Source organism: Salipiger abyssi (assembly GCF_017311415.1).
Lineage (GTDB): Bacteria > Pseudomonadota > Alphaproteobacteria > Rhodobacterales > Rhodobacteraceae > Salipiger > Salipiger abyssi_A.
On the sequence record NZ_JAEKIS010000008.1, the window covers coordinates 51,588 to 77,281 of the forward strand.

Here is a 25,694-nt window from a genome sequence, read left to right on the forward strand (position 1 = left end):
GGCGCCGACATCACGAAAGCGCCGACACTTTCGCCAGAGGGGCCCGGTCGCCGATTCTGGATCGCGTCCCACATAGGGGCGGCGATGGTCACGTCTTAGAAGGTCTCATCCGCTCCTTTCCAGTCGGGTTTCGCATTCCCCTGCGATGCGTTGCGCAGATGCGGCATATTGCGCACAGATGCGTGGCGCGCAGGGTCCGATGTGAGATCGTCGGCCCGCGCCTGCAAGATCCCTGCCGGCGCGGGCCCCGGGGTCAGCCCGCCTGTCCGGGCACCCGGTCGCCGAAAGCTTCATAGCCGCGGTAGCGGCCCTTGCCGAACCAGTCGTGTCGTGTCATGCGCTCGCGGAAATCGGTGTCGCGCGCGGCGGCGCGTTCGGGTGAGCTCAGCGCGTCGGGCGAGGCCAGATAGTGGATCGCCAGCCGTGTGTAGGTCTCCGGCTCCGAGATCGGCAGCGTAAAGCGCCGCACCGCCAGCCAGTCGTCGCAGCCCATCAGAAGCGGGATGTGATCCTCGACCATCCAGGCGTCGAACTCCTCCTCATCCTTTTCGGGCACGTTGAACATCGCGGTGAAGATCAGCGGCGCGGTGATTGCCGCCTCCAGATCGCCATGCCGTCCCAGTTCCTTGCCGATATAGCGGGTGAAGTTGCTGACATGCGACAGCATCCACTTGGTCTCGTCGCTGGGATCGGTCTTGATCACCTCGTATTCCGGCGTCTTCAGTACGTCGGTCGAGCTCATGTCGTAGACCACGAGATAATCGCCGGCATTGTCGCTCGCCCGGTAACGCTGCACCCCATGCCAGCCGTCGAGCACCATGCGCACCGGGATATGGTCGGTGTCGTACCAGGTGTTGAAGCGATCCTCCCAGGAGGGATCGGGGGTCATCTCGGAGAAGAGAACGGTCGGGCCGATCATGCCGTCACCCCGCTTTCCGCGTGGAAATAGGCGAGTGCCGCGTCGGCCACCTCGACATCCTCGATGGCGGTGCCCGAGCTGATGCCGATGCCGCCGACGATTTCGCCGTCAGCCGTCACCGGAAGGCCGCCGCCGATGATGCAGAAATGCCCGCCATTGGTGATGTGGATGCCAAAGGTCGGCTGCCCGGGCTGGCAGAGGTTGCCATAGACCTGCGTCGGTTTGCGGGCGCAGGCGGCGGTAAACGCCTTGTCTATGGCGATGGAGATGCTCGAAATCTTGCCGCCGTCCATCCGGTCGAAGGAGATCAGATGCCCGGCGGTGTCGCAGACGGCGATGCACATCGGAATGCCCATCTCCTCGGATTTCAGGCGGGCGCCTTCGATCAGAATCTTCGCCTCGGCGATGGAGAGTGTTTTTGTGGTCAGCATGGGGTCCTCCGGCGGTCAGGGCGCGGTGAGATCGGTGGTATCGAGATAGGCGTGCAGCGCGGTCAGCGCCTCGCCCGTCACAGGTTCATAGGGCGGGTAGGGCAGGCCGGCCTTCACGCCCAGATGGTTGAGCGAAGCCTTCATGACAGCCGCCAGCCCGTAGGGCATCCAGCGCGCCGGCCAGACCGCTGTCTGCCGCTGGATGCGCGACGCCTCGTCGATATCGCCCCTCTGCCAGGCCTCGGTGATCTTGCGGATCAGAAGCGCGGCAGGCGGCGGCAGGGTGACGCCGGAGCCGCCGAGCAACAGGGTCGGCAGATACATCTGCATCGTGGTGAAATAGCGCGCGTGCCCGGCGGTTTCGATCTCGGCGATGAGCCGCGACACCCGCGCCAGATCGCGCGAGCTTTCCTTGACGAAGTCGATGCCGGGAAGCTGCGCGAGCTCGACAGTGGCGGGAACCGAGAGATCGGTCCCCGGCCCGGCATTGAGATAGAGCATCATCGGCAGATCCGTCTCGGCCAGCACCGACTGGTAATAGCGCACCAGCTCCGACATCTTGGGCGGCCCGCCGGTCGGACGATTGGGCGCCAGCAGCTGCACCGCCTGCGCCCCCTTGTCCGCGGCGTGATGCGCCAGATCCACCGCCGTGCGGAACGAGGGGTGCGAGACCCCCACAACCACAGGGCGGCGCCCGTCGACAAACTCGATGGTCTTGTCGACCAGTTCCTTGCGCGCGGCATAGTCGAGATACTGGTATTCCTGCGCCTCGACGCCGGCGGCGATGATCATCGCCGCGCCGCAGGTCTCGACCGAATAGTCGATGATGCCCTTCAGAGCATCGAAATCGACGCTCAGATCTTCGGTGAAGGGGGTGAGCGGTGCCACGATCGAGCCGGGCAGCCGCAGGTCTGCGTTGAGGGCCATGACTTATTCCGCGTTGAGTTGTTCTTTGGCGAAGCCGGCGATGCGCTTGTAGCTTGCCGAGATCTCCGCCAGCTCCTCGTCCGAGATCAGATCCTGAATCCGGTCGAATGGCTGGTTGCCCGAGCGTTCGTAGACCTCGCGCAGGATCGCATCGGGCGGGTTCTTGCGGTTTGTCAGAACGACCTGCGCGGTCTTGGCCACGCGCTCCTTGTCGTAGAGCTGCAAGGCCTCTTCGGTCAGGCCCTTTTCGGACAGGCGCTGCGACAGGATCTTGCCGTCGAGGATCGACTGGCCGGCGCCGTTCGAGCCGCGCGGATACATCGGGTGCGCCGCGTCGCCCAGCAGGGTGGTGCGCCCGAAGGTCCAGGTCTCGACCGGATCGCGGTCGACCATCGGAAAGATCAGCGGGCGCGGCGTCTGACGCAGCAGCTCGGGCACGTCGAGCCAGTCGAAATGCCAGTCCTTGAACGGCTCGAAGAAATCCTCCAGCTTGGCCGGCTTGTTCCAGTCCATGCTGTCGGGTTTGGGGCGTTCCTGGGTGACGACCCAGTTCATCAGCTGGTTGCCCTCATCGTCGATATTGTCGCGGATCGGATAGACCATGATCTTGCCCACGGGCATCCAGCCGACGCGGATGGTGTTCGCGCCGCTGAGGAACGGCTTGAAGGGCACGACGCCGCGCCAGATCGTCAGGCCGGAATAAACGGGTTCGCCCTCGTCGGGATAGAACTGCTTGCGGATAACGGAATGGATACCGTCCGCCGCGACGCAGATCCGTGCCCGCACCGGATCGAGCAGGGTGCCGTCGGGATCCTCGAAGGCCACGGTCACGCCGTCGCCGGTGTTCTCCACGCCGACGCAGCGATGCCCGGTCACCACGGAGTCGGGGCCCAGCCGGTCGATCACCGCGTTCAGCAGCACCTGCTGGAGATCGCCGCGATGGATCGAATATTGCGGCCATTTGTATCCGGCATTCATCCCCGCCGGCTCGGTATAGATATGCTGGCCGTATTTGTTGAAATAGGATGCATCCTTGGTCCGGATGCCGACCTTGTCGAGCTCGGGAAGCAGCCCGAGGCTGTCGAGCTGTTTGACCGCATGCGGCAGCAGATTGATCCCCGCGCCAACGGTGCCGATCTCAGGGATCGCTTCGTACACCCGGCAGCCAATCCCGCGTTGATGCAGGAAGAGGGCGAGCGCGAGACCTCCGATTCCTCCGCCGACAATTGCGACGTCCATGACGACTTCTTTGCTCATCTGCCAACGTTCCTCCTCTAAGCGCGTGGTAGAGAGGAGGATCATCTATATTATAAACCGCTGTAAAATATCTTCACGGTCAGTGTGCATATGATGCGTGTATCAGAGATGTCGGCAACGCAGTCTTTCCCGTGCGCTCAGGTGGCGTTCAAGCCGCCCAGAAAGGGCGGGCATAGCATCGGGTCAGTCTTTTTTTGCGGGATCCTCGCCAAGGCGGACTTGGATGCCCGCTGCCGCTTCAGATCGGGCCATGCTGCCTGACATTGTGGTCAAGAACGTCTCTGCTCGTGTGGTAAAATGAGGGGCATAAACCTTCGCCGCGACCGGCGAAGATCGCAGCAAAGGTACTCTGGCGATGAAAAGCTGCGGCAGAGGTTTAGAGCGCCCGCGACTGCGGACAACGCCGGCTACATTGCCGGAGCTCAGATCTCGCCCGCGACCCGCGTGCGATATGCGGTGGGCGTCTCGCCCATGCGTGCCCTGAAACGACGCGTGAAATAGGGCGGGTCGGCGTAGCCTAGCCGATACCCCACCTCGGCCACCGGCAGCCGGGTGAAGGCGAGGTGGCGGCAGGCCTCGGTCATCATCGCTGTTTCGAGATACTGCGTCAGCGTGGCGCCAGTGTCTCGGCGCACGATGCGGTTCAGATGCCCTTGGGTCATATGCAGCGCGTGGGCGTAGTCGGCCGCGCTCCAGCCCTCGGTCAAATGCGCCGATATCAGCGCATCGAGCCGCTGCATCTGACGGGTCATATCCTGCTCTGGTGCAGGCATCTGTGTACCGTCCTCGGCCAGCGTGGCGAGTAGTGCATGCGACAGGGCGACGAGACGCTGTGCGCGAAATGTACCAGATTTATCGTGGAGATGTGCAATCTGCGCGATCAGGCCCGCCGCCGTTTCCGACAGGATGCCGTGATGCGGCGCCCCAAGCCAGGCGCTGAGCGCCGGTGAGTCCGGCCCCAGCCTTTGCACCACCGGCGAGGGCAGCGACAGCACGATCCCCTCGGTGCCTCTGTCGAAGGTAAAGCCGTGCACGACCTGCGGCGGAACATAGAGGAAATCCCCGTTCCCCAGCTTTATGTCGTGCCCGTCTAGGGTTGCTCGCGCCGTACCCTGTTCCATGTGAAAGACCTGGGCCATCTGGTGGTGTCGGTGCGGCGAGATTTTCCAGTCATGCAGCCGTGCGCGGTCGAACACTCTCTCGCAATGGATGACGTCGGGAAAGGCGCTGGTTTCTCCGAAGAGATTGAAGGCGGGGATGGGGCTGTTCTCGCGCATGCCTGAAAAGTACCAGTCATTGCCGCGCGCGTCCATTCCGGCGCTGCCGGCCTGCGGTTAGTTTGACAGCAGATCGGAGGAGACGCACATGACCGCATCGACCACACAAGTCGCCATTATCGGCGGCGGGCCGTCCGGCCTGCTGTTGTCGCAGCTGCTGAACAAATCGGGGGTCGAGACCGTCATTCTCGAACGTTCGACCCGCGAGCATGTATTGTCGCGCATCCGGGCGGGTATTCTGGAATGGCGCACCGTCGAGCTGCTGCGCGAAGCCGGTGTCGGCGCGCGCATGGATGCCGAAGGCATTCCGCACGATGGCTGCTACATGACCGATGACGAGTTGATGGTGCGTATCGACTTCAAGGAACTGACCGGCAAGCAGGTCATGGTCTACGGCCAGACCGAGGTGACACGGGATCTGTATCAGGCGCAGGATGCCGCCGGCACCACGGTGCTGCACGAGGTGTCCGATGTGGAAATCCACGATCTCGATCAGACGAAATCCTACGTCGAGTTTACCCACCAAGGTGCGCGCAAGCGGCTTGAGTGCCTCTATGTGGCGGGGTGCGACGGCTTCCATGGCGTCTCGCGCAAGACCATCCCCGAGCAAAAGCGCAGGGAGTTCGAACGGGTCTATCCCTTTGGCTGGCTCGGGATCCTGTCGGAAACGCCACCGGTGAACGACGAGCTGATCTATTCCAACTCGCGCCATGGCTTTGCGCTGGCCTCCATGCGCAACGAGAACCTCGTGCGCTACTACGTGCAGGTGCCGCTCAGCGACAAGGTTGAGGATTGGTCGGACCAGCGCTTTTGGGACGAATTCTCGCGCCGCATCCCGTCGGAGGCCGCCGCGCGTCTGGTGACCGGCCCCTCTATCGAGAAGAGCATCGCGCCGCTGCGCAGCTTTGTCTCCGAACCGCTGCGCTGGGGCAATCTCTTCCTGGTGGGCGACAGCGCCCATATTGTGCCGCCGACCGGGGCGAAGGGGCTGAACCTGGCCGCCTCGGATGTGTATTATCTCTACACCGCGCTGGTCGAGGCGGTGAAAGGGCAGGGGAGTGCCGGCATCGACGCTTATTCCACCCGTGCGCTGGCGCGGATCTGGAAGGCGATGCGATTCAGCTGGCAAATGACTACGATGATGCACCGGTTCGATGGCGAGGACGCCTTTGCCGAGCAGATGCGCAAGGCAACGCTGGCGCATCTTGCGACCTCCGAGGCCGCCCGGCGCGATCTGGCAGAGAACTATATCGGCCTGCCGTTCTGACGACGCGCGGTTCCGGGGGCGGACCGGTCAGGTCATGGCCTTGTCCGTCTCGGAGATTGCCAGTTCGCCCTGATCCACGTCATAGCGTTTCAGTCTTGCGCGCAGCTCCTCCACCACTCGCTCCGTCGCCATGGAAGGCGGGCGCGAAGCCGGCAGCATGATCCAGACATTCATCGTGGTCAGTGGCACAACAGGCCGGCGCGCCAGCTTGTCCTCGTCATAGCCCAATCCGACAAAGGGCGGCACGATGGAGACACCGGCGCCGCCGGCGACGAAATCGCAGGCGGTCTCCGACATCGGCACCTCGACCACTGCGCGTTTCTGCACGCCGCGCAGCTGAAAGGCGCGGTCGATGGTCATGATGGAGCAATCGTCGCGCGCCAACCCGACAAAGGGTTCGTCCTTGAGATCCTCGACCCGGATCAGCCGCTTGGACGTGAGCGGATGCGCGGCGGGCAGCGCGCAGATCATCGCGAAACGCATCACCAGCTCAGAGCGCACATTGGGATGCTCGAAGGGCTGTACCGACAGGCCGATGTCGATCTGCTGGCCCTCGACCAGCTCGGCGACTCGCGGGCTCGACTGGCTGGTGATCGAGATGTGCATATTCTTCTGCGCGGCCATCAGCGGGCCGAGCGCGTGGGCCAGAAAACGGGCAGAGAGCGCCGGCGGCGCGGCGATGGTGACCTCGCCCCACTCGCGATCCCGCACCGCGCGGGCGAGCTTTTGAATCCGGTCCGTACCCGAGAACAGGCGCGAGACTTCGGAGGCCAGAAGCTGTGCATCTGAGGTCGGCAGCATCCGGCCTCCGCTGCGTGTGAAGAGCCGGAAACCGCAGTTTTCCGAGAACGATTTCAAGAGTTTGCTGACGGCGGGCTGGGAGATTCCCAGCCGTTCACCGGCGAGCGTGACGGATCCCGTTTCCATCACCGCGTGAAAGGCTTCGAGCTGGCGAATGTTCATCCCGGCGGTATCCCCTGGTCAACCACAGTATGAGGTTTCGTTATAAAGCTTGGAGAATAAGCGATTTGACTTTCATGTTAGCCTGCCGCTCGCATGGTGTCATCCGGGAAAACCAGCTGGGCAACGCCAAGGATGAGACACATGCGAAACAGGAAGGTACTGAAATGAATAAACTGGCATATCTGTGCGGCGCCGCCGCGCTCGCCCTCGCGCCGGCTGCCCAGGCTCAGGTGCTCACGGTCTGCCTCGAAGGCGCGCCGGAGATATTCAACCCCGAGTTGACCAGCAACGGCACCACCGCCTATGTGCTCGGCCAGATCTATGACGGGCTCGTCTCGGTCGAGCGCGGCGGCTCGGGGATCGAGCCGGCGTTGGCCGAAAGCTGGGAGGTCTCGGAAGACGGCAAGACCTACACCTTCCACCTGCGCGAAAACGTGAGCTGGCAGTCGAACGATGCCTTTACGCCCACCCGTCCGATGAACGCGGATGACGTGGTCTTCACCTTCGCGCGGATGATGGACCCCGAGCACCCGTTCTACGAGGTCTCGGGCGGCAATTACCCGACCTTCAACGCCAAGCTTGCGGACAATCTCGACGCGGTGGAGAAGATCGACGAGCACACCGTCGCCTTTACCCTGAAAGCGCCGCTGGCGGCGTTCATCGGCACCATGGCGCATGGCTCCATCGGCATCACCTCCGCCGAATATGCCGATGCGATGATGGCCGCCGGCACGCCCGAGCAGATGGACCTGCAACCGATCGGCACCGGCCCCTTCCAGCTTCAGGCTTATCAGACCGACGCCATTGTCCGCCTGCTGCCCTTCGCGGACACCTGGGGCGCGGGTATCGGTGACGATCTGCGCACGCCCATGGTGGACGCGGTGGTCATGGCGATCTCTGGCGATGCCACGGTCCGGCTGCAACGGGCGCTGGCCGGGGAATGCCTGATCGGGCTCTACCCCAACCTGGCCGACAAGGAGACCATCGAGGCCTCCGACACCGTCGACGCGGTGCAGACCCCCGTCGCCTCCACCGGCATGCTGCATTTCAACTTCGGCGAGGAAAAATTTCAGGACCGGAAGGTGCGTCAGGCGCTGGCGCAGGCCATCGACATGGAGAACCTTGTCGAGGTCGTCTATAGCGGCATGGGCCATGTGACCGGCGCCGTGGTGCCGCCGGCGCTCTGGGGCCATGCGGAGGATATCGCCCCCTGGCCCTACGACCCGGAGGCAGCCAAGGCGCTGCTGGCCGAGGCCGGCTATCCCGACGGGTTCGACACCCAGGTTTGGGCGGTGCCCGTGGCGCGTCCCTACATGCCGAACGGCCGCCGTGCCGCCGAGATCGTGCAAGCCGACTGGGCCGAGATCGGCGTGACAGCCGAGATCGTGACCTATGAATGGGCCGAATACATCCAGCGCGCGCGGGCCGGCGAGGCGCAGGTGGGTATGTTCGGCGGGATCTACGATTTCCCCGATCCCAGCCAGATCCCCAACAACTACCTCACCTGCTCGCCCGAGGGCAAAACCGCGCCGTCGAATATCGGCGCCTGGTGCGACGATGGCTTCAACGCGGTGATGCGCGAGGCCGGCTCGATCACCGATCAGGAGGAGCGGATCGCGCTCTATCACGAGGCGCAGCAGATCGTACATGACGAGGTGCCGGTGGTCGTCCTCGGCGGCGCCGACACCATCACTGCGGTGAACAAGAGCGTGAAAGGCTATGTGCCGGCGATCTTCGGCTCCTCGCGCCTGTCGGGGGTGAGCGTCGAATGAAAGTGACTGTGATTGGCGCCGGGATCCTCGGCGCCAGTACCGCCTATCACCTGGCCCTTGCCGGGCATGACGTGACCGTCGTCGATCAGGAGCATCAGGGCAAGGCGACCCTGGCGGGGGCGGGTATCGTCTGCCCCTGGGCCACCAAGCTCGACGAGCCGGAATGGTACAAGATGTACGCCGCCGGGGCGCATTACTACGAGGAGCTGGTCGCGGGGCTCGCCGAACGCGGGCAAAGCGATGTCGGCTACCGCAAGGTCGGCGCGCTGGTGACCGCCGAAGACCCCGATGTCTACGACGCGGCGGGCGAGCGGCTGGCGCGGCGCACCGCCGAGGCGCCCGAATCCGGCGGCTTCGAGGAAATCTCACCGGAGCAGGCGCAGGCGCATTTCCCGCCGATCAATCCTGCGTTCAGGGCTTTTTACGTGCCGGGTGGCGCTCGGGTGAATGCCCGGCAGCTCGCTCCGGCCATGCTGCGCGCGGCGGTGGCGCTTGGCGCGACATTCCTCAGCGATCTCGCCACGCTGGAGCTCGACGGCGCCTGCGCCAAGGTGCTGGACGGGCGCGGCGAAGAGATCCCTTCGGACAAGATCGTGGTGACCGCCGGCGCCTGGGCCGCGCAGATTCTCGGTCCGCTGGGGCTGCATCACCCGGTCAAGCCGCAACGCGGGCAGATCCTGCATTTCGGCATGAAGGGCGCGGATACCTCGCGCTGGTCCGTGCTGCTGCCGATGGCGAGTCACTACCTGCTGGCCTTCGACGACAGCCGCGTCGTGGTCGGCGCCACCCGCGAGGACGGCAAGGGCTTCGACTACCGGGTGACCTGCGAAGGCCAGCACGAGGTGCTGAGCGCCGCGCTGCGCTACGCGCCAGGGCTCGCCGATGCCACGCTGCTGGAAACCCGCATCGGCTTCCGCCCCGCCCCGCCCGGGTTCCGTCCGATCCTCGGCCCGGTGCCGGGCATCGATGGGCTGATCCTCGGCAACGGGCTCGGTGCCGCCGGCCTGACCATCGGACCCTTCGCCGGCCGTCAGCTCGCCCGCATCGCTGCGGGAGAGACCCCCGAGCTCAGCCTCGATCCCTACAGCCCCGCCGCCTGAGCGGGACCAACCTCAAGACCGAAAGACAGACAATGACCAAACGCTTCAACTCCCGCCCGCATCTTCACGGCGGCGTCGTCCATAACGGCGTGCTCTACGCCTCGGGCCATGCGGCGACCGATCTCGATCTCGACATGAAGGGCCAGACCGCCGAGATCTGCGAAAAGCTCGACGCGCTTCTCGCGCAGGTCGGCAGCGACAAGACAAAGCTGCTGCACGCCCGCGTTTACCTGTCGGACATGTCCGCCAAGGCGCAGATGAACGAGGCCTGGATGGAATGGCTCGACACCGCGCACATGCCTTCGCGCGCAGCCATTGGCGGCTGCGATCTGGGCGATCCGAAACGGCTCGTGGAAATCGTGGTGACCGCTGCGGTCGACTGAGGTCTGCATACGCGCGGCCCCCTTCCCCTTGGGCCGCGCCGACCGCCGGGTCGCGCGTCCCTTTCGGCGCGACCCGGCCTTTGGAAAGGATGCATCCTTGCTCCGTTACCTTCTGGGAAAGCTGGCGGTGCTGGTCCCCACCTTTTTCGGCATCACCATCGTCGCCTTCGGCTTTGTCCGGGTGCTGCCCGGCGATCCGATCATGCTGATGGCTGGCGAGCGCGGGCTGACCCCGGAGCGGCACGCGCAGCTGATGGCGCAATACGGCTTCGACCGGCCGCTCTGGCAGCAATATCTCTCCTATCTCGGAGATCTGTTCCGGGGCGATCTGGGCACGTCGCTCGTCACCCACCGCCCGGTGGCCGAGGACTTCCTGACCTTCTTCCCCGCCACGATGGAGCTGGGCCTTTGCGCCATGGCGCTGGCGATTTGCATCGGCCTGCCGCTGGGGGTGCTGGCGGCGGTGAAGCGCGGCAGCTGGTTCGAGCAGATCTCGATGTCCACGGCGCTGATCGGCTATTCGATGCCGATCTTCTGGTGGGGGCTGCTGATGATCATCCTGTTTTCCGGCACGCTGGGCTGGACCCCGGTCTCGGGTCGGATCTCGCTGATGTATTACTTCCCTCAGGTCACCGGCTTCATGCTGATCGACAGCCTGATCTCGGGACAGGCGGGCGCCTTCCGCTCGGCGGTGCTGCACCTGATCCTGCCCTCGGTGGTGCTGGCGACGATCCCGGCGGCGGTGATCGCGCGGCAATCGCGCTCGGCCATGCTGGAGGTTTTGTCAGAGGATTTCGTGCGCACCGCACGGGCCAAGGGGCTGGGCCCCGCGATGGTGGTGGGCCGTCACGCACTGCGCAACGCGCTGATCCCGGTGGTCACGGTGATCGGGCTTCAGGTCGGCTCGCTCATGGCGGGCGCCATTCTCACCGAGACTATCTTTTCCTGGCCGGGCATCGGCAAGTGGATCGTCGATTCCATCTCGAAACGCGACTACCCGGTGGTGCAGGGCGGCCTGCTGGTCATCGCCGTGGTGGTGATGATCGTGAACCTGATCGTGGATCTGCTCTATGCCGTCATCAATCCGAGGATCCGTCATGGCTGATCCCGCTACACTTGAAGCAAACGACGCCGGCACGACCCGCGCCGCGCTGGCCGGGTTCTGGAGCGATTTCCGCCGCAACCGGGGCGCCGTGATCGGGCTGACGGTGATCGGCCTGCTGGTACTCGTCGCGCTCTTTGCGCCGCTGCTCGCGCCACATGACCCGACGCAGCAATACCGCGACGCGCTGCTGCTGCCGCCGGTCTGGGAGACGGGGGGCCGGGGAGCGTATCTGCTCGGCACCGACGCGCTCGGGCGCGACATCCTCTCGCGGCTGATCTTCGGGGCACGCTATTCGCTGCTGATCGGGTTGATGGTGGTGACCATCGCGCTGACCGGCGGCATCGCGATCGGGCTGATCTCGGGCTATTTCGGCGGCTGGATCGACACGCTGATCATGCGAGTGATGGACGTGATCCTCGCCTTCCCCTCGCTGCTGCTGGCGCTGGTGCTGGTGGCGATCCTCGGCCCCGGGCTCACCAATGCGATGATTGCCATCGCGCTGGTGCTGCAACCGCATTTCGCCCGGCTCGCCCGCGCCAGCGTGATGAGCGAGAAGACCCGCGAATACGTGGTCGCTGCGCGCATCGCCGGTGCCTCGCCGCTGCGGCTGATGGTGCGCACGATCCTGCCCAACTGCCTCGCGCCGCTGATCGTGCAGGGCACGCTTTCCTTCTCGACCGCGATCCTCGACGCCGCCGCGCTCGGCTTTCTCGGGCTCGGCGCGCAGCCGCCCACCCCGGAATGGGGCACTATGCTCGCCGATGCGCGCGAGTTCATCCTGCGCGCCTGGTGGGTCGTGACCTTTCCCGGCCTCGCCATCCTGATCACGGTGCTCGCGATCAACCTTTGCGGCGACGGGCTGCGCGACGCGCTCGATCCCCGGTTGAAGAGGAGCTGAGATGTCCCATCTTCTCGAAATCCGCAACCTGACGGTGACATTCGACACTGCCAGGGGACCGCTCACCGCCGTCTCGGGCATCGACCTGCATGTGGACGCGGGCGAAGTGCTCGCCATCGTCGGCGAAAGCGGCTCTGGAAAGTCGGTGGCGATGCTGGCGGTGATGGGGCTTTTGCCCGACACCGCCACAGTTAACGCCGATCTGATCCGCTTCGACGGCACGGACCTCATGGCATTGAGCCCGCGCGCCCGCCGCCGCGTCATCGGCCGGGACATCGCGATGATCTTTCAGGAGCCCGTCGCCTCGCTGAACCCCGCCTTCACCGTCGGCCTCCAGATCGGCGAGGTGCTGAAAAAGCATCAGGGCCTCGGACGTGCCGCCCGCCGCGCCCGCACGCTGGAGCTGCTGGAGGCGGTCGGCCTGCCCGACCCGGCGGGCAAGCTCACTGCCTTTCCGCACCAGATGTCGGGCGGGCAGTGCCAGCGTGTGATGATCGCCATGGCCATCGCCTGCGCGCCCAAGCTGCTGATCGCCGACGAGCCGACAACGGCGCTCGACGTGACCATTCAAAAGCAGATCCTCGACCTGCTCATCGACCTTCAGGAGGAGAGCGGCATGGGGCTGATCATGATCACCCATGACATGGGCGTGGTGGCCGAAACAGCCGACCGCGTCATCGTCCAGTATCAGGGCGTGAAGCGCGAGGAGGCGGATGTGCTGTCGCTCTTCGAGGCGCCGCAGGATTCCTATACCCGCGCGCTGCTCTCCGCGCTGCCCGAGCGCGGCAGCGACGGGCCGCTCGACGGGGTGGCGTTCCAATGAGTGCCCGGCCTCCCATCGTGCTCGAAGCTCAGGGGCTGATCCGCGACTATGCCGGCAAGGGCGGGTTGCTGCGCAAGGCCAGACCCGTGCGTGCGCTGAAAGGCGTCGACCTGGTGCTGCGTCAGGGCCGTACCCTGTCGGTTGTGGGCGAGTCGGGCTGCGGAAAATCCACCCTCGCCCGGATTCTGACGCTGATCGACCCGGCCACGGATGGCACATTGCTCATCGACGGCAAGGCGGTGGACATCGCCCGCTTTCGCCCCTCGGCGGAATTGCGGCGCAAGGTGCGTATCGTCTTCCAGAACCCCTATGGCTCGCTCAACCCGCGCCAGAAGGTCGGCGACGCGCTGGCCGAGGAGCTGCTGCTCAACACCGGCCTTGGCGCGGCGGAGCGGCGCGCGCGGGTCGGCGAGATGCTGGAGCGCGTGGGCCTGAGCGGCGCCCATGCCGGGCGCTACCCGCATATGTTCTCGGGCGGGCAGCGCCAGCGCATCGCCATCGCCCGGGCGCTTATGGTGAACCCGCGCATCCTGATCCTCGACGAGCCGGTCAGTGCGCTCGACCTTTCGGTACAGGCGAAAGTTCTGAACCTGCTGACCGATCTGCAACGCGATTTCGACCTCTCCTACATCTTCATCAGCCACGACCTTTCAGTGGTGCGCCGGATCTCGGACGAGGTGATGGTGATGCAGGCCGGCGAGGTGGTCGAGCGCGGTAGCCGCGACGCCGTCTTCGGCAATCCGCAACACCCCTATACCCGCCAGCTTCTCGCCGCGACACCCTCGACCGACACCGGCGCCATCCGCGCACGGCTGGCCCGCCGTGCCGCGCTGCGTGCCGCACGCGGTGCCTGACAGGAGACCACGATGACAGAGCAAGACGAGGTCCGCCGCGACGACCGCTACGCGACATCCCAGAAATACGCCTCGATGCGCGGCATCCGCGTGGCGGCGCGGCGGGCGCTGCCGGAGACCGTCTGGAACTACCTGCATTGCGGCACCGGCGACGAGGTCACCGCCCGCGCCAATGTGTCAGCCTTCGACGACTATCTCTATGAGGTGCCGCTCTTTGCCGGGGTCGCCAATCCCGACACCAGCACGAATTTTCTCGGCGAAGCGCTGTCCTTCCCAGCCCTCACCGCACCCTTCGGCGGTGGCGAGACGCTGTTTCACCCCGACGGCATGCTCGCCGTGGGCCGCGCCGCCCATGCCGCCGGCATCCGCCAGATGGTACCCGTCGCCGCCGGGCACGCGCTGGAGGAGGTGCGCGCCGCCTCTCCCGCCGCGCTGGTCTTTCAGATGAGCTTCTGCGGCAGGGAAAGCCATGTCATCGACATGATGCACCGGGCCAAGGACGCGGGCTATCGCTATATCTGTGTGACCTATTCGCCGATCCGCCAGTGGCGCGAGCGGATGATGGAGGATCGCTTTTCCATGCCCGGCGCCGGTGCGCCGTCGAATTTTGGGCCCGGGAAGTCCGCTCCGGCGATGCTGCAAGAACTGCTCGACTTTACCGAACCGCGCTGGAGCTGGGAGCAGGCGGCGCGGGTGATCGCCGAGGCGCCGCTGCCCTGCCTCGTCAAGGGTGTGACAAGCCGTGCCGATGCGCGCGCCGCGCTGAAGGCCGGGGCGCATGGGCTCTATGTCTCCAACTACGGCGGCCGGACCATCGACCGCGAGCCCGCCGCGATCACCACGCTCGCCGAGGTGCGGGCCGAAGCCGGCCCCGATGTGCCCATCGTCTTCGACAGCGGTATACGGCGGGGCAGCGACATCGCCACCGCCCTGGCGCTCGGGGCCGATGCCGTGGCGCTTGGCCGAAGCTGCGCTCTGGGTCTCGCCGCCGACGGAGAGGCCGGGGTGACGCGCGTGCTGGAGCTGCTGAGGGATGAGTTCTGGACAACCCTCGGCCATCTCGGCTGTTCGACCGTCGGCGATCTCGGCCCCGGCATCTTTCGGGCCCGCCCATGAGGGTTGTGGTCATCGGCGCGGGTGCGATCGGGACGAACATCGCTTACCGGTTGGCGGTCAGCGGCGCCGAGGTTGTTCTCATCGACGGTCATGCGCCGGGGTTGGGCACCAGCGGCGCGTCGTTTTCTTGGCTGTCCTCCTTTCCCCAGCTTGCATGGCCGGAACCGCAGGGCCGGCGCAGCCTGCGCCTTTCGGTCAACGCGCATTTCGACCGGCTGGCGGAAGAGCTGGGCGGCGACTGGCTCGACTGGTGCGGCACGCTGACCATGGAAAGCGCGGTTCCCGATTTCGACGCGGCGGTTGCCGCCGCGCGCGCGGCGGGTGCGCAGCTGGAGGTGATGGGCGGGGCCGATCTGGCCGCCGTCGCACCCCAGCTGCGCCTGCCGGAGGGAACCCGTGTGGCCTTCGAGCTGCGCTCCGGCTGGGTCGATGCCCCGGCGATGACCGAGCAGTTGATCCGGGTGTTCCGGCTTTCGGGCGGGGTGTTGCGTATCGGGTCTGAGGTGACCGGCATTTGCCGCAGCGGAGCCCGGGTGACGGGTGTCTTGCTGGCGGATGGCAGCCGGTTGGAGGCCGATACGGTGGTGAATGCCGGTGGGGCCTTTGCCACCCATATCGCCGCGATGGCCGGTCTTGCCCTGCCGATGGAGCTGGTGCCGGGTATGATGATATATGCGGGGGCCGGCTGCGCAGACCTGCCCCGGCAGGTGATCAATGGCGCCGGCTGGATGATCCGGCCCGACCGCCGGGAAGGTACTGCGATCCACTGGCGGGGCGAGGCACTGACTGCGGTGCATGGGAAAAACGGCAATCATGGCGTCGCCATGCTGGCCGATGTTGCGCGGGCGCTGCCGGCGCTTGCCGGCCTCACACCGTCTCGCCAGCGTATCGGCATCCGGGCCATGCCGTTCGGCGGCCCGGTCATCGGCGCGTTACCCTGGCTGGCGGGCTATTACTGCGCCGTCTCCCATGGCGGTATCGGCTGGGCGCCGATCTGGGCCGAGCTCGCGACGCGGGAAATCCTGGACGGCGAGACCGTGCCGGAGCTTGCGGCGCTGCGACCTGCGCGCTTTTACTACGATTTGTCCGAAGACGAGCTGTCCGCGGCGCGATGAGCGCAGAACAGGCTCCGTCCGGGCCGCCCCCGCGATGGGAGGGCAGCCCGGTACATCTTCAAAATCTGCGCCGGGCGACGGTGCGGGCGAGCCGGAGATGCTCTTCGTCACCGCCCGCCGCGATCCGGCACCAGAGCGCCCGAAAGAGCAGTTCTCCGGTCAGCATCATGAAATCATGCGCCTTTTCCAGCGGATCCGTGCCCATCTCCGCGCGCATCTCCTGCCACCCGGACAGCAGCGCGAGGCCATTCGCATCATCGCCGACAAGCTCCTGCACAAGATCCGCAAAGGCATCCGCTCCGCCGGGATCGCGCAGGCCGCGCGTCGCCAGCGCTACCGCATGGATGCCGTTCGCTCCTTCGTATATCGCGGTGATCCGCGCGTCGCGCCAGGTCTGCGACACCCGGTATTCGGTGAGGTAGCCATAGCCGCCCAGCACCTGAATCCCGAGATCTGCGGCGGTGATGCCGGCTTCGGTGCAGAACACCTTGCAGACCGGGGTGAGGAAATCGACAAGCGCGCGGTTTTCCCCCAGCGCCAGCTCGACCATGGTGAGATAGGCCATGGCCCGTGCGCCAAGCGCCAGGCTGCGCTGGGTGTCGAGCATCCGGCGCACGTCCGGGTGATCGGCCAGTACCGCCTCGCCGCCGTCGGGCCTGCGCCCCTGTCTGCGCTCTTCGGCATAGGCGGCCGCGATCTGATGGGCGCGCGAGGCGTGTGCGACGCCCTGAAGCGCCACGTCGAGACGGGCGTGGTTCATCATGGTGAACATCGCCATGAGCCCGCCGCCCTCCTGCCCGATCAGCTCTGCCCGCGCGCCGTCAAAGGCCAGCTGGCAGGTGGGGGAGGCGTGCAGGCCGAGCTTTTCCTCGATCCGTGTCACGGCGATGGCGTTGCGCTCGCCGTCCGGATCGGAGTCGCAGAGGAAGAGCGACAGGCCCTTAACGCCGTCCTCGCCGGTGCGCGCGAGCACCAGATGCAGGACGCCCTCCGACAGATCCTGATCGCCGCCGGAGATAAAGATCTTTTCTCCTTCGATCCGCCAGCCATCGCCGTCTCGGGTGGCGCGGGTGCGGATGCGCGACAGGTCCGAACCCGCTCCGGGCTCGGTCAGGCACATGGTCGACAGAACCTCACCCGCCGCCAGACGCGGCAGCCAGGCATTTTGCTGCGCCTCGGAGCCGAATTTCAACAGGGTCGAGATGGCGCCGGGGACCAGATTGCAGACCATCTGAAGACTGTGATTGGCGCCGGAGAAAATCTCGGACACGCCCGCTGCGACGGCGGCGTTCTGCGCCATGCCGCCATGATCTTCGGGCGCGGTCAGCCCCTGCCAGCCGCCTTCGGCAAGCTGGGCATAGGCCTCGCCGAACCCGTCGGGCATGCGCACGCGACCGCCCTCAAGACGGCAACCCTGCGCGTCGCCCTTCTCGTCAATGGGGGCGATCACGCCTTCGGCAAAACTGGCGAAATGGCCGAGGATCTCTTCGGTCAGCGTGTCGTCCCAATCGGGCAGGCGGGCCGCCCCGGCCACGCCGCGCAGACAGGTGAGGATATCTTCGACCGGGGCCTTGAACGGGATCACGCCGACACCCCCAGCAGCCGCATGGCGTTTTCCTTGAGGATCAGCGGGCGCACCTCGTCCTTGAACTCGGCCTTGTCGAAGGCGTTCAGCCACTTTTCAGGCGCGATCATCGGCCAATCGGAGCCGAAGAGCATTTTGTGCTTCAGCAGGCTGTTTGCATAGCGCACGAGGATCGGCGGGAAGTATTTCGGCGACCAGCCCGAGAGGTCGATATAGACGTTGGGTTTGTGGTTCGCGACCGACAGCGCCTCTTCCTGCCAGGGGAAGGACGGGTGCGCGAGGATGATCGGCATGTCGGGGAAGTCGACGGCGAGATCGTCCATATACATCGGGTTGGAGTATTTCAGCCGCATCCCGTTGCCGCCTTTCATCCCCGACCCGACCCCGGTCTGACCGGTGTGGAACAGCGCAGGTTTGCCGCTTTCCGCGATGGCCTCGTAAAGCACATAGGCGTCGCGGTCGTTGGGATAGAAGCCCTGCATCGTCGGGTGGAACTTGAAGCCCTGGATGCCGTGGTTCTCAACCAGATCGCGGGCCTCGCGCGCACCCAGCTTGCCCTTGGCCGGGTCGATGGAGGCGAAGGGGATAAGGATGTCGGAATGCTTCGCCGCCGCGTCCGCCACTTCGTAATTGTCATAGCGGCGATAGCCGGTCTCGCGCTCGGCATCGACCGGGAAGATCACCGCCGCGATGTTCATCTCGCGGTAATGCGCGGCGGTCTGGTCGATGGTCGGCGGATGGCTCCAGGGCGCACCGAAATACTGCGCCATGGTCGCCTGCAACTCGTCATAACCGTCATCGTCGTGGCAGCCGCAGGCCTCTTCGGCATGGGTGTGGAAATCGATGGCGCGGACCTTGGAAAAATCTACCATTTTCCTCTCCTCTTTACGTATCAGACGCGGATCAGCGCGGGGTCGTCATTGTCGTAGAGCCGTTCCAGCAGCTCGGCGCGGCGGGTGATGATCTTGCGGGTGTTGAGCGAGCCCTTGTCGGTCACCTCGCCGTCCTTCACCGAGGGCGGCTCGGCCAGGATGATGGCGCGTGCGATCCGCTTGGCAGAGCCCGAGGCCTCGCGCGCCATGCGGCGCAGCACATGGTGGATCTCCGCCTGAAGATGCTCGTCGATCACCGCGCCTTCCGAGACGTTGTCGCCCTGCACATGGTCGGGGCGGGGGAAGATAAACAGCCCGATCTCGCCCCGGTCATGGCCGCAGATCACCACGTCCTGCACCAGATCGCGCAGGGTTTCGAGCGCGTCGAGCCGCAGCTTGCCCGCCTGCACCCAGGTGCCGGTGAGCAGCTTGAAATCCTCCGAAACCCGCCCGTCGAAGGCCAGCCCGCGCGACGGGTCGGCATCGTCGACAAAGCGCACCGCATCGCCAGTGACAAAGAACCCGTCCTCGTCGAAAGCCTCGGCGGTCTTGGCGGGATCGTTGAGATAGCCGGGCATGACATTGTCGCCCCGGACGCGGATTTCGCAGCGCATATCCGCATCGGGCAGCAGCTTAACCTCGACGCCGGGCAGCGGCACGCCGATCACGCCGGAGCGTCCGATGGGCTCGTGCACCATGACGTTGGCGGGCGCGGTTTCAGTGAGCCCCCAGGACGAGATCATCAGCGGCAGCCTGCCACGCTGCTCGATGGCCATCTCTTCGAGCCGGGTCCAGATGTCCTGTGGCAGCGAGGCGCCAGCATAGAACAGCATGTCGAGATCGCGGAAATAGGCCTCGCGCAGCGCGCGGTTCGTCTCCATCTCGTGAACCAGCATCGAAAAGCCGACGGGCACGTTGAAGGCAAGGGTGCCGGCCTTGTCGGTGACGTTCTCGACAGTCCGTCCGAACAGCGCCTTGGTGGGCTTGCCGCTGTCGATATAGAAGGCGCCGCCATGCATCAGCATCATGTTGACATTGTGCGAGCCGCCAAAGACGTGGTTCCACGGCAGCCAGTCGACGATGCGTGGCTTGCGTTCCTTGATGAAGGGCAGCACCGAAGACATCTGCGCCTGGTTTGCGCACATCATCCGCTGGGTGGTCAGCACCCCCTTGGGGTCCGAGGAGGAACCGGAGGTGAAGAGGATCTTGGCGACCGTGTCGGGGCCGACCTTGGCATGGGCGGCCTCAAGGTCAACGCCCGCGTCGCCCTTCAGCAGCTCGGTAAAGGGGGTCACCTTGCGCGGCGCGCCTTCGGTGGCGGAGGCAACAATCTCGATCCCGTCGAGATCGGGCAGGGCCAGCGCCTTGGCGTAGCGCGCGGCATCATCGACAAAGGCCATGGCCGGGCGGGTCTTGGCGATCGCGTATTGCACGCGGAAATGCGCCTCTTCGATCAGCGCGTATTGTTCGGCCAGCGGCACGCTGGGCACGCCCGCCCATTGCGCGCCAAAGGACAGTAGTGCGTGGTCGACGGAGTTGCCGGACATGATCAGGATCGGCGTTTCGGGGCCAAATCCGCGCGCGATCAGTGCGCTGGCGATGGCTTTCACGCTGTCGAGCACCTCCGCATAGGAGAGCTCGCGCCACCCGGCGCCGGAGCGCTCGGCGAGATAGATCGCCTCGGGCGTCTCGCGGGCCCATTTTTCCAGCCAGAGTCCGGTATGTGCCACCACCGGATCGAGCGGCAATTCGGAGGTCAGGATGATTTCGCCCTGCGCACCGATCTGTTTACGGACGGCGTGGCGCGCAAGCGTCAGCCCCGTCGTTTCGTCCTTCATGCCTTCCTCCCTCAGATGGATGTCAGCCACTGCCGACACTCCGCAAGAATTTCACGAGCGTTTTCAGTTCGGTTTTCGAGAGCCCAGAGAACAGCCGCGCCTCGTGCGCGAGAACCGCCGCCTCGGCCTCGGCCCAGAACGCCGCGCCATGCGTGGTGGCGCGCAGCGCGTATTGCCGCCGGTCGCCCTCTACCCGGTTGCGCGAGATGAGATCGGCGCTTTCCAGCTCGTCGACCAACACCACCACGTTCGACCGTTCGATATGCAGCGCCTCGGCCAGGCGGCTTTGCGAGATGTTCGGATTCTCCACGATGATCGCCAGGGCCGAGAACGAGGTCATTCGCAGCCCGAAGGGTTCCAGCGTGCGCGCCATGTCTTCGCGCACGGTCAGAAAGCTGCGCTTCATGTTGTAGCCCACGAACTGGCGCAGGTTCTCGTCGGTGATCTCTTGAATGTCCTTGGCCATCTCAGCCCTCCTTTTTCATCCCACCAGATCCACGAGCCAGTAGCTTAGGACCGGGAAGCTCACGAGGATGGCGATACGGAAGAACTCCGCAACGATGAAGGGTGTGGTGCCGCGAAAGATCTGCGCGGTGGGAATGTCCTTGGCCATTGCCGAAATCACGAACAGGTTCATCCCGACAGGCGGCGTGATCAGCCCCATCTCGACCACGACCAGCGAGATGATCCCGAACCACATGGCCTGCTGTTCCGGCATCAGACCGAAATCCAGCGCCATGACCGTGGGAAAGAACACCGGCACGGTGAGCAGGATCATCGACAGGCTGTCCATGACGCAGCCCATGACCAGGTAGAAGGCGATGATCGCCATCAGCACCACCATGGGCGCCACCTGCGCGGCGGAGAAATAGGCGGCAAGCTCGGTCGGCATCCGGCTCAGCGCCAGCGCCACGTTGAAGAGATCGGCACCGAAGACGATGGCAAAAATCATCGCTGTGGAGCCGGCGGTGTCGATCAGACAGTCGAGGATCGCCCGTGCGTTCAGCCCGCGCGTCGCCAGCCCGGTGATCAGCATCAGCACCACACCGACCGAAGCGCCCTCTGCCGGGGTGAAGAAGCCGCCGTAGATCCCGCCCAGAACCACCACGAAGATGCCGACGATGTGCCAGATGTCCTTGAGGCTGCGCAGCCTGACTGACATCGGTGCACGCTTGTGGGTGGGGCCTTCGTTCGGGAAGAGCCGCACATAGACTGCGATGGCGATGCAGAAGCCAATCACCGCCAGCACGCCGGGAATGGTCGCCGCGAGGAACAGTTTCACGATGTTCTGTTCGGTCAGCAGCGCATAGATGATCAGCACGACCGAGGGCGGGATCAGAATGCCCAGCGTGCCGCCTGCGGCGAGCGAGCCCGAAGAGAGCGCGCCGGAATAGCCGTGCTTGCGCATCTCGGGCAGCGCCACCCGTGCCATGGTCGAGGCGGTCGCCAGCGACGAGCCGGAAATCGAGCCGAACATGGCGCAACCCGCCACCGCTGCCATGGCGAGGCCGCCGCGCAGATGGCCGATCCAGGCGTTGGAGGCGGCAAAGATCGCCGCCGAGATGCCGGCGCGGGTGGCGAGATGGCCCATCAGGATAAAGAGCGGCACGATAGCCAGCTCATAGGACATGAACTTGTCGACCCAGACGGTGTTCAGATAGGCGAAAAGTGCGTAATGGCTGGCAAGCGCCACATAGCCCAGGGCCCCGACCAGCCCCATCGCCAGCGCGATGGGCATGCGGATGAAGATCAGGCCGAGCAGTGCCACGACCATGATGATTGAGATCGTCAAGGGATCCATCAGCGCACCTGTATCGCCCGGAAGATGTTGGAGATCATCGGCAGTGCGGTGACAAAGGCGATGATCGCGGAAAGCGTGGTGCCCAGGATGGCGGGCATGTAGACCCACCAGATCGGCGCGCGCAGCAGCATCGTGCGGTCGCCATAGCTGTGCATCTCTTCAAGCCCGATGCTCAGCCGCCAGGCCAGAAACGCCCAGGCGAAGGCAAAGACCAGCGTCCAGAGCCCGTCCATGCGGCGCTGCACCGAGGGTGGCAGCCAGCCGGTGAACAGGTCCACCATCACATGGCCTTTGGTCAGCTGGCACAGCGGCAGGAACAGCGAGGCGCAGGCGGCGCAGGCCAGTTCCACCAGCTCGAAATCGCCCCGGATGCCGCCAAAGCCGAGATTGCGCATCAGCACTGAGGCCGAGACGATGATGGCGCTGACAAAGATCACCAGCCCGCCGAGGCCCGCGCAGGTATAGGACAGCCCCCGCAGGATGCGGGACAGAGGGTTTGGTGCCCCCTGCCACGCTTCGGTTTCGCCGCGTTCGGCCATGATCAGCCCTGCGCGTCCAGCAGTTCGTTGGCGCGGGCGACGACGGCGGCGCCGTCATGGCCCGCGTCGTTGAGCTTGGCGATCCAGGCGTCATAGATCGGCTGCGCGGTCTCGCGCCACTTGGCGATCTCTTCGGCCGGGATGGTGTGGATCTCGTTGCCCTGCTTCTCCACCACCGATTTGCCGAAAGCCTCGAACTCGTCGAACTGCGCCCCGATGCGGCGCGAGAGCTCGGGGCCCGAATGATCGTCGATCACCTTGCGTAGATCGTCCGACAGGCCTTCGTAGCGGCGTTCGTTCATCACCAGAGCGAAGGTGTTGGCATAAAGCCCGCGCGACCCGGCAGCGGGTTCGTTGGTGATCGAGGTCAGCTCCTGAAGCTTGAAGGCGGGCACCACCTCATAGGGCAGGCAGCAGCCGTCGATCACGCCGTTCGACAGGCCCACGACCATCTCGGTCACCGGGAAGAACACGGTTTCGGCACCAAGCCCCGCCAGCATCTCGCCGGTGGCCTGGTTGGGCGCGCGCAGCTTCAGCCCGGTAATATCGGCGGCTGTGTTGATCTGTTTGCCGCGCGTGTGCAGCTTGCCGCCGTCATGGGTATGGAAGGCCAGCGGCTTCAGGCCGCGGTATTCGTCGGTTCCGAACTCGTCCATCAGCGCCTGCATCGCGACCGAGGTCTTTTCGGCATTGGTGACCATGAAGGGCAGGGCAAAGGTCTCGGCCAGCGGGAAGCGGTCGGGCGTGTAGACCGGCAGGCTCCACGAGATGTCGGCGATGCCCTGGCGCGCCTGATCGGCGAGCTGCGGCGGCTTGCCGCCCAGCTGCATGGCGGGGAAAATCTGGATCTCGATGGCGCCATCGGACGCGTCCGAGATCTCCTTACCCCAGACTTCGAAAAAGCGGGTCTGCATCGGGGCCACCGGCGGCAAGAAGTGGTGGAGGCGCAGTGTCACCTCGGCGGCATGCGCCTTGGTGAGATAGGCGGGGGTGGCCAGAGCGGCCCCCATGGTGGCAAGGGCCATGCGGCGGGTCAGTCGCGTCATGTGAAATCCTCCCTGGGTCATGACAGGCATTCGGCCGGCGAAACCGGCGTGGTCTTGGGACGGGCGGGCGCGCTCCTCTTTCGCGCCCCTCCCGAGGCTCAGCTCAACGAAAGACCGGCTGGCGTTTTTCGAGGAAGGCTTTCAGGCCTTCCTCCGCGTCCAGACTGGTCTGGGACACGGCGGCGCACATGCTTTCCATGAAAAGCCCGTCCGCCTTGGACATATCTTCGATCCGGCTGATCGCCTGGATCATCATGTAGTTCGACAGCGTGGCGTTTTTGGCGATCTTGGCAGCGAGCTTGCGCGCCAGGGCCAGCGCCTCGCCTTCGCCCACCGCGTAGTGGGTCAGGCCAAGCGAGAGCCCCTCGTCGGACGTGTATTTGCGCCCCGTCAGCATCATCTCGCACATGCGGTCGGCGCCGAGGATCCGGCCCACCCGCACCGAAGCGCCGCCACCCACGAAGATGCCGCGCATGCCCTCGGGCAGCTGGAAAATGGTCGAAGGCTCGGCAATGCGCACATGGGTCGAGGCCGCGAGTTCCAGGCCGCCGCCGATCACCGCGCCGAACATCGCCGAGATCACCGGAAGGCCGCCGAACTGGATCTTGTCCATAACCGCATGCCAGCCACGCGAGTGGCGCATCGTGCCCTCGGCGTTGCGCGCCACATGTTCCGACAGATCCAGCCCCGAGCAGTAGTGCCCCTCGGTTCCGGTCAGGATGACCACGCGCACGCCTTCGGGCGGCGCGTCGAAAAACGCCGAGATCGCGTCGAGCAGCGTGTCGCACATGGCGTTGCGCTTGCCGGGGCGGTTCATCGTCAGGGTGGCGACCGGGCCGTCGATCTCGACCTTCAGAATGTCCTGCGTCTGGGTCATGGTGGTCTCGTCTTTCATCTTATTTGATCGGCATGCGCGCGGCGGCGTCGAGGCGTATGGTGGTGCCGTTCAGCATCGGGGTTTCGACGATGGCCTGCACCAGACGGGCGTATTCGTCGGCATCGCCCATGCGCGACGGGAAGGGCACGGATTTCAGGATCTCGGCGCGGATGTCGTCGGGCAGCCCGGCGCTCATGGCGGTCTCGAAAAGGCCCGGCGCGATGGCCATCACCCGGATGCCGAACCTTGCCAGTTCGCGCGCGGCGGGCAGGGTCATGGAGGCGACGCCGCCCTTGGAGGCGGAATAGGCGGCCTGGCCGATCTGCCCGTCCTCGAAGGCCACGGAGGAGGTGTTGACGATCACCCCGCGTGCGCCGTCCGCATCGAGCGGTTCGGCCTTGGCCATGGCGCGGGCGGCGATGTTCATCACCGCATAGGTGCCCAGAAGGTTGACGTTCAGCGCCTTGGCGAAGGCGTCGATGGTCAGGCTGCCGTCGCGCGGCAGGATGCGGCTCGCGGTGCCGATCCCGGCACAGGAGACGACGATGCGGGGCGTGTCGAGTGTGGCTTCGATCTTGTCGAAAGCCGCCTCGACCGCTGCCGGGTCGCTGACATCCGCCGCGATCCCGATTCCGCCGATCTCTGCCGCCGCCGCCTCTGCCGCGCTCTGCGACAGGTCGAGCACGGCCACCGCTGCGCCCAGCTTTGCCAGCCGTCTTGCCGTGGCCAGGCCGAGCCCGCTGCCCGCGCCGGTCACGACCGCAACCATGCCGTCGATCTTCATGATGATCCTCCCGTTTGGAAAATAGATGAACGGATATAATTGTTATGTCAACTAACAATTATTTAGATGAACCATACGATCGCGAAGGATGATATTTCTATTTTATAACAGAATATTGAGGGGGACTCCCCTCGCCAAAAGACAC

The 25,694-nt window shown here is 65.3% G+C and carries 25 protein-coding genes; 10 read left to right on the forward strand and 15 right to left on the reverse strand.

The annotated features are described in order from the left end of the window. Positions 1-253: 253 nt before the first annotated feature. From I6N89_RS12660 to I6N89_RS12680, 5 genes are all read right to left on the reverse strand, one after another. Positions 254-919: a DUF4286 family protein gene (locus tag I6N89_RS12660; RefSeq protein ID WP_207018810.1), complete on the reverse strand. Its 666-nt coding sequence runs from the start codon at positions 917-919 to the stop codon at positions 254-256. Continuing rightward, positions 916-1,350 carry a GlcG/HbpS family heme-binding protein gene (locus I6N89_RS12665; RefSeq protein ID WP_207018811.1) on the reverse strand — a complete coding sequence of 145 codons (435 nt, stop codon included), beginning with the start codon at positions 1,348-1,350 and terminating at the stop codon, positions 916-918. Before I6N89_RS12665 ends, I6N89_RS12660 begins: the two co-directional genes overlap by 4 nt. A gap of 15 nt (positions 1,351-1,365) precedes the next feature. Further along, complete coding sequence (locus I6N89_RS12670) at positions 1,366-2,277, reverse strand: dihydrodipicolinate synthase family protein (RefSeq protein WP_207018812.1); 912 nt, start codon at positions 2,275-2,277, stop codon at positions 1,366-1,368. A gap of 3 nt (positions 2,278-2,280) precedes the next feature. After that, positions 2,281-3,534, reverse strand: coding sequence for a flavin-dependent oxidoreductase (locus tag I6N89_RS12675; RefSeq protein WP_207018813.1), 1,254 nt, complete (start codon positions 3,532-3,534; stop codon positions 2,281-2,283). A 422-nt stretch (positions 3,535-3,956) separates the two neighbouring features. Further along, positions 3,957-4,847, reverse strand: a complete 891-nt coding sequence (locus I6N89_RS12680) for a helix-turn-helix domain-containing protein (RefSeq protein WP_236016595.1) — start codon at positions 4,845-4,847, stop codon at positions 3,957-3,959. Positions 4,848-4,899: 52 nt separating this feature from the next. Between I6N89_RS12680 and pobA the strand changes: the two genes are divergently transcribed. After that, on the forward strand, positions 4,900-6,078 hold the full coding sequence (gene pobA / locus I6N89_RS12685) for a 4-hydroxybenzoate 3-monooxygenase (RefSeq protein WP_207018814.1): 1,179 nt from the start codon (positions 4,900-4,902) through the stop codon (positions 6,076-6,078). A gap of 27 nt (positions 6,079-6,105) precedes the next feature. On the opposite strand, the gene I6N89_RS12690 is transcribed toward pobA, so the two are convergent. After that, entirely contained in the window at positions 6,106-7,041 is a 936-nt protein-coding gene (locus I6N89_RS12690; RefSeq protein WP_207018815.1) for a LysR substrate-binding domain-containing protein, read from the reverse strand. Between the two features lie 164 nt (positions 7,042-7,205). Between I6N89_RS12690 and I6N89_RS12695 the strand changes: the two genes are divergently transcribed. The 9 genes from I6N89_RS12695 to I6N89_RS12735 all read left to right on the forward strand — a co-directional run bounded on the left by I6N89_RS12695 (position 7,206) and on the right by I6N89_RS12735 (position 16,207). Beyond that, positions 7,206-8,813, forward strand: a complete 1,608-nt coding sequence (locus I6N89_RS12695; RefSeq protein WP_207018816.1) for an ABC transporter substrate-binding protein — start codon at positions 7,206-7,208, stop codon at positions 8,811-8,813. Continuing rightward, on the forward strand, positions 8,810-9,913 hold the full coding sequence (locus I6N89_RS12700) for an NAD(P)/FAD-dependent oxidoreductase (RefSeq protein WP_207018817.1): 1,104 nt from the start codon (positions 8,810-8,812) through the stop codon (positions 9,911-9,913). The genes I6N89_RS12695 and I6N89_RS12700 overlap by 4 nt, the downstream gene beginning before the upstream one ends. Positions 9,914-9,945: 32 nt before the next feature. Further along, positions 9,946-10,296, forward strand: a complete 351-nt coding sequence (locus tag I6N89_RS12705; protein WP_207018818.1) for a RidA family protein — start codon at positions 9,946-9,948, stop codon at positions 10,294-10,296. A gap of 97 nt (positions 10,297-10,393) precedes the next feature. Beyond that, positions 10,394-11,401: an ABC transporter permease subunit gene (locus tag I6N89_RS12710; protein ID WP_207018819.1), complete on the forward strand. Its 1,008-nt coding sequence runs from the start codon at positions 10,394-10,396 to the stop codon at positions 11,399-11,401. Next, on the forward strand, positions 11,394-12,299 hold the full coding sequence (locus I6N89_RS12715; protein WP_207018820.1) for an ABC transporter permease subunit: 906 nt from the start codon (positions 11,394-11,396) through the stop codon (positions 12,297-12,299). The genes I6N89_RS12710 and I6N89_RS12715 overlap by 8 nt, the downstream gene beginning before the upstream one ends. Before the next feature lies 1 nt (position 12,300). After that, positions 12,301-13,122: an ATP-binding cassette domain-containing protein gene (locus I6N89_RS12720; protein ID WP_207018821.1), complete on the forward strand. Its 822-nt coding sequence runs from the start codon at positions 12,301-12,303 to the stop codon at positions 13,120-13,122. Next, positions 13,119-13,976, forward strand: coding sequence for an ATP-binding cassette domain-containing protein (locus I6N89_RS12725; protein ID WP_207018822.1), 858 nt, complete (start codon positions 13,119-13,121; stop codon positions 13,974-13,976). Before I6N89_RS12720 ends, I6N89_RS12725 begins: the two co-directional genes overlap by 4 nt. Before the next feature lie 12 nt (positions 13,977-13,988). Continuing rightward, a complete protein-coding gene (locus I6N89_RS12730) occupies positions 13,989-15,092 on the forward strand; it encodes an alpha-hydroxy acid oxidase (RefSeq protein ID WP_207018823.1) in 1,104 nt (367 codons plus the stop codon). Beyond that, positions 15,089-16,207 (forward strand): NAD(P)/FAD-dependent oxidoreductase, encoded by a 1,119-nt coding sequence (locus I6N89_RS12735; RefSeq protein ID WP_207018824.1) that lies wholly within the window; start codon positions 15,089-15,091, stop codon positions 16,205-16,207. Before I6N89_RS12730 ends, I6N89_RS12735 begins: the two co-directional genes overlap by 4 nt. Positions 16,208-16,265: 58 nt before the next feature. Here I6N89_RS12735 and I6N89_RS12740 read toward each other — a convergent pair whose 3' ends face one another. The 9 genes from I6N89_RS12740 to I6N89_RS12780 form a co-directional block, all read right to left on the reverse strand. Beyond that, entirely contained in the window at positions 16,266-17,792 is a 1,527-nt protein-coding gene (locus I6N89_RS12740; protein WP_207018825.1) for an acyl-CoA dehydrogenase family protein, read from the reverse strand. Next, entirely contained in the window at positions 17,789-18,664 is an 876-nt protein-coding gene (locus I6N89_RS12745) for an amidohydrolase family protein (RefSeq protein ID WP_207018826.1), read from the reverse strand. Before I6N89_RS12745 ends, I6N89_RS12740 begins: the two co-directional genes overlap by 4 nt. A 20-nt stretch (positions 18,665-18,684) precedes the next feature. After that, entirely contained in the window at positions 18,685-20,502 is a 1,818-nt protein-coding gene (locus I6N89_RS12750) for a feruloyl-CoA synthase (protein WP_207018827.1), read from the reverse strand. A gap of 22 nt (positions 20,503-20,524) precedes the next feature. After that, positions 20,525-20,968, reverse strand: a complete 444-nt coding sequence (locus I6N89_RS12755) for a MarR family winged helix-turn-helix transcriptional regulator (RefSeq protein ID WP_207018828.1) — start codon at positions 20,966-20,968, stop codon at positions 20,525-20,527. A gap of 15 nt (positions 20,969-20,983) precedes the next feature. Then, positions 20,984-22,303, reverse strand: a complete 1,320-nt coding sequence (locus tag I6N89_RS12760) for a TRAP transporter large permease (protein WP_207018829.1) — start codon at positions 22,301-22,303, stop codon at positions 20,984-20,986. Continuing rightward, complete coding sequence (locus tag I6N89_RS12765) at positions 22,303-22,842, reverse strand: TRAP transporter small permease (RefSeq protein ID WP_207018830.1); 540 nt, start codon at positions 22,840-22,842, stop codon at positions 22,303-22,305. Before I6N89_RS12765 ends, I6N89_RS12760 begins: the two co-directional genes overlap by 1 nt. Positions 22,843-22,844: 2 nt before the next feature. Further along, positions 22,845-23,888 (reverse strand): TRAP transporter substrate-binding protein, encoded by a 1,044-nt coding sequence (locus I6N89_RS12770; RefSeq protein ID WP_236016596.1) that lies wholly within the window; start codon positions 23,886-23,888, stop codon positions 22,845-22,847. A gap of 103 nt (positions 23,889-23,991) precedes the next feature. Next, on the reverse strand, positions 23,992-24,765 hold the full coding sequence (locus tag I6N89_RS12775) for a crotonase/enoyl-CoA hydratase family protein (RefSeq protein ID WP_207018831.1): 774 nt from the start codon (positions 24,763-24,765) through the stop codon (positions 23,992-23,994). Positions 24,766-24,784: 19 nt separating this feature from the next. Further along, positions 24,785-25,549, reverse strand: a complete 765-nt coding sequence (locus tag I6N89_RS12780) for an SDR family NAD(P)-dependent oxidoreductase (protein ID WP_207018832.1) — start codon at positions 25,547-25,549, stop codon at positions 24,785-24,787. Positions 25,550-25,694: the final 145 nt, after the last annotated feature.

What these genes read in the sequence shown, in the direction of transcription:
- I6N89_RS12660 (WP_207018810.1), bottom strand. Translation starts at nt 919, where the DNA reads ATGATCGGCCCGACCGTTCTCTTCTCCGAGATGACCCCCGATCCCTCC.
- I6N89_RS12665 (WP_207018811.1), bottom strand. Translation starts at nt 1,350, where the DNA reads ATGCTGACCACAAAAACACTCTCCATCGCCGAGGCGAAGATTCTGATC.
- I6N89_RS12670 (WP_207018812.1), bottom strand. Translation starts at nt 2,277, where the DNA reads ATGGCCCTCAACGCAGACCTGCGGCTGCCCGGCTCGATCGTGGCACCG.
- I6N89_RS12675 (WP_207018813.1), bottom strand. Translation starts at nt 3,534, where the DNA reads ATGAGCAAAGAAGTCGTCATGGACGTCGCAATTGTCGGCGGAGGAATC.
- I6N89_RS12680 (WP_236016595.1), bottom strand. Translation starts at nt 4,847, where the DNA reads ATGGACGCGCGCGGCAATGACTGGTACTTTTCAGGCATGCGCGAGAAC.
- pobA (WP_207018814.1), top strand. Translation starts at nt 4,900, where the DNA reads ATGACCGCATCGACCACACAAGTCGCCATTATCGGCGGCGGGCCGTCC.
- I6N89_RS12690 (WP_207018815.1), bottom strand. Translation starts at nt 7,041, where the DNA reads ATGAACATTCGCCAGCTCGAAGCCTTTCACGCGGTGATGGAAACGGGA.
- I6N89_RS12695 (WP_207018816.1), top strand. Translation starts at nt 7,206, where the DNA reads ATGAATAAACTGGCATATCTGTGCGGCGCCGCCGCGCTCGCCCTCGCG.
- I6N89_RS12700 (WP_207018817.1), top strand. Translation starts at nt 8,810, where the DNA reads ATGAAAGTGACTGTGATTGGCGCCGGGATCCTCGGCGCCAGTACCGCC.
- I6N89_RS12705 (WP_207018818.1), top strand. Translation starts at nt 9,946, where the DNA reads ATGACCAAACGCTTCAACTCCCGCCCGCATCTTCACGGCGGCGTCGTC.
- I6N89_RS12715 (WP_207018820.1), top strand. Translation starts at nt 11,394, where the DNA reads ATGGCTGATCCCGCTACACTTGAAGCAAACGACGCCGGCACGACCCGC.
- I6N89_RS12720 (WP_207018821.1), top strand. Translation starts at nt 12,301, where the DNA reads ATGTCCCATCTTCTCGAAATCCGCAACCTGACGGTGACATTCGACACT.
- I6N89_RS12725 (WP_207018822.1), top strand. Translation starts at nt 13,119, where the DNA reads ATGAGTGCCCGGCCTCCCATCGTGCTCGAAGCTCAGGGGCTGATCCGC.
- I6N89_RS12730 (WP_207018823.1), top strand. Translation starts at nt 13,989, where the DNA reads ATGACAGAGCAAGACGAGGTCCGCCGCGACGACCGCTACGCGACATCC.
- I6N89_RS12735 (WP_207018824.1), top strand. Translation starts at nt 15,089, where the DNA reads ATGAGGGTTGTGGTCATCGGCGCGGGTGCGATCGGGACGAACATCGCT.
- I6N89_RS12745 (WP_207018826.1), bottom strand. Translation starts at nt 18,664, where the DNA reads ATGGTAGATTTTTCCAAGGTCCGCGCCATCGATTTCCACACCCATGCC.
- I6N89_RS12750 (WP_207018827.1), bottom strand. Translation starts at nt 20,502, where the DNA reads ATGAAGGACGAAACGACGGGGCTGACGCTTGCGCGCCACGCCGTCCGT.
- I6N89_RS12755 (WP_207018828.1), bottom strand. Translation starts at nt 20,968, where the DNA reads ATGGCCAAGGACATTCAAGAGATCACCGACGAGAACCTGCGCCAGTTC.
- I6N89_RS12760 (WP_207018829.1), bottom strand. Translation starts at nt 22,303, where the DNA reads ATGGATCCCTTGACGATCTCAATCATCATGGTCGTGGCACTGCTCGGC.
- I6N89_RS12765 (WP_207018830.1), bottom strand. Translation starts at nt 22,842, where the DNA reads ATGGCCGAACGCGGCGAAACCGAAGCGTGGCAGGGGGCACCAAACCCT.
- I6N89_RS12770 (WP_236016596.1), bottom strand. Translation starts at nt 23,888, where the DNA reads ATGACGCGACTGACCCGCCGCATGGCCCTTGCCACCATGGGGGCCGCT.
- I6N89_RS12775 (WP_207018831.1), bottom strand. Translation starts at nt 24,765, where the DNA reads ATGACCCAGACGCAGGACATTCTGAAGGTCGAGATCGACGGCCCGGTC.
- I6N89_RS12780 (WP_207018832.1), bottom strand. Translation starts at nt 25,549, where the DNA reads ATGAAGATCGACGGCATGGTTGCGGTCGTGACCGGCGCGGGCAGCGGG.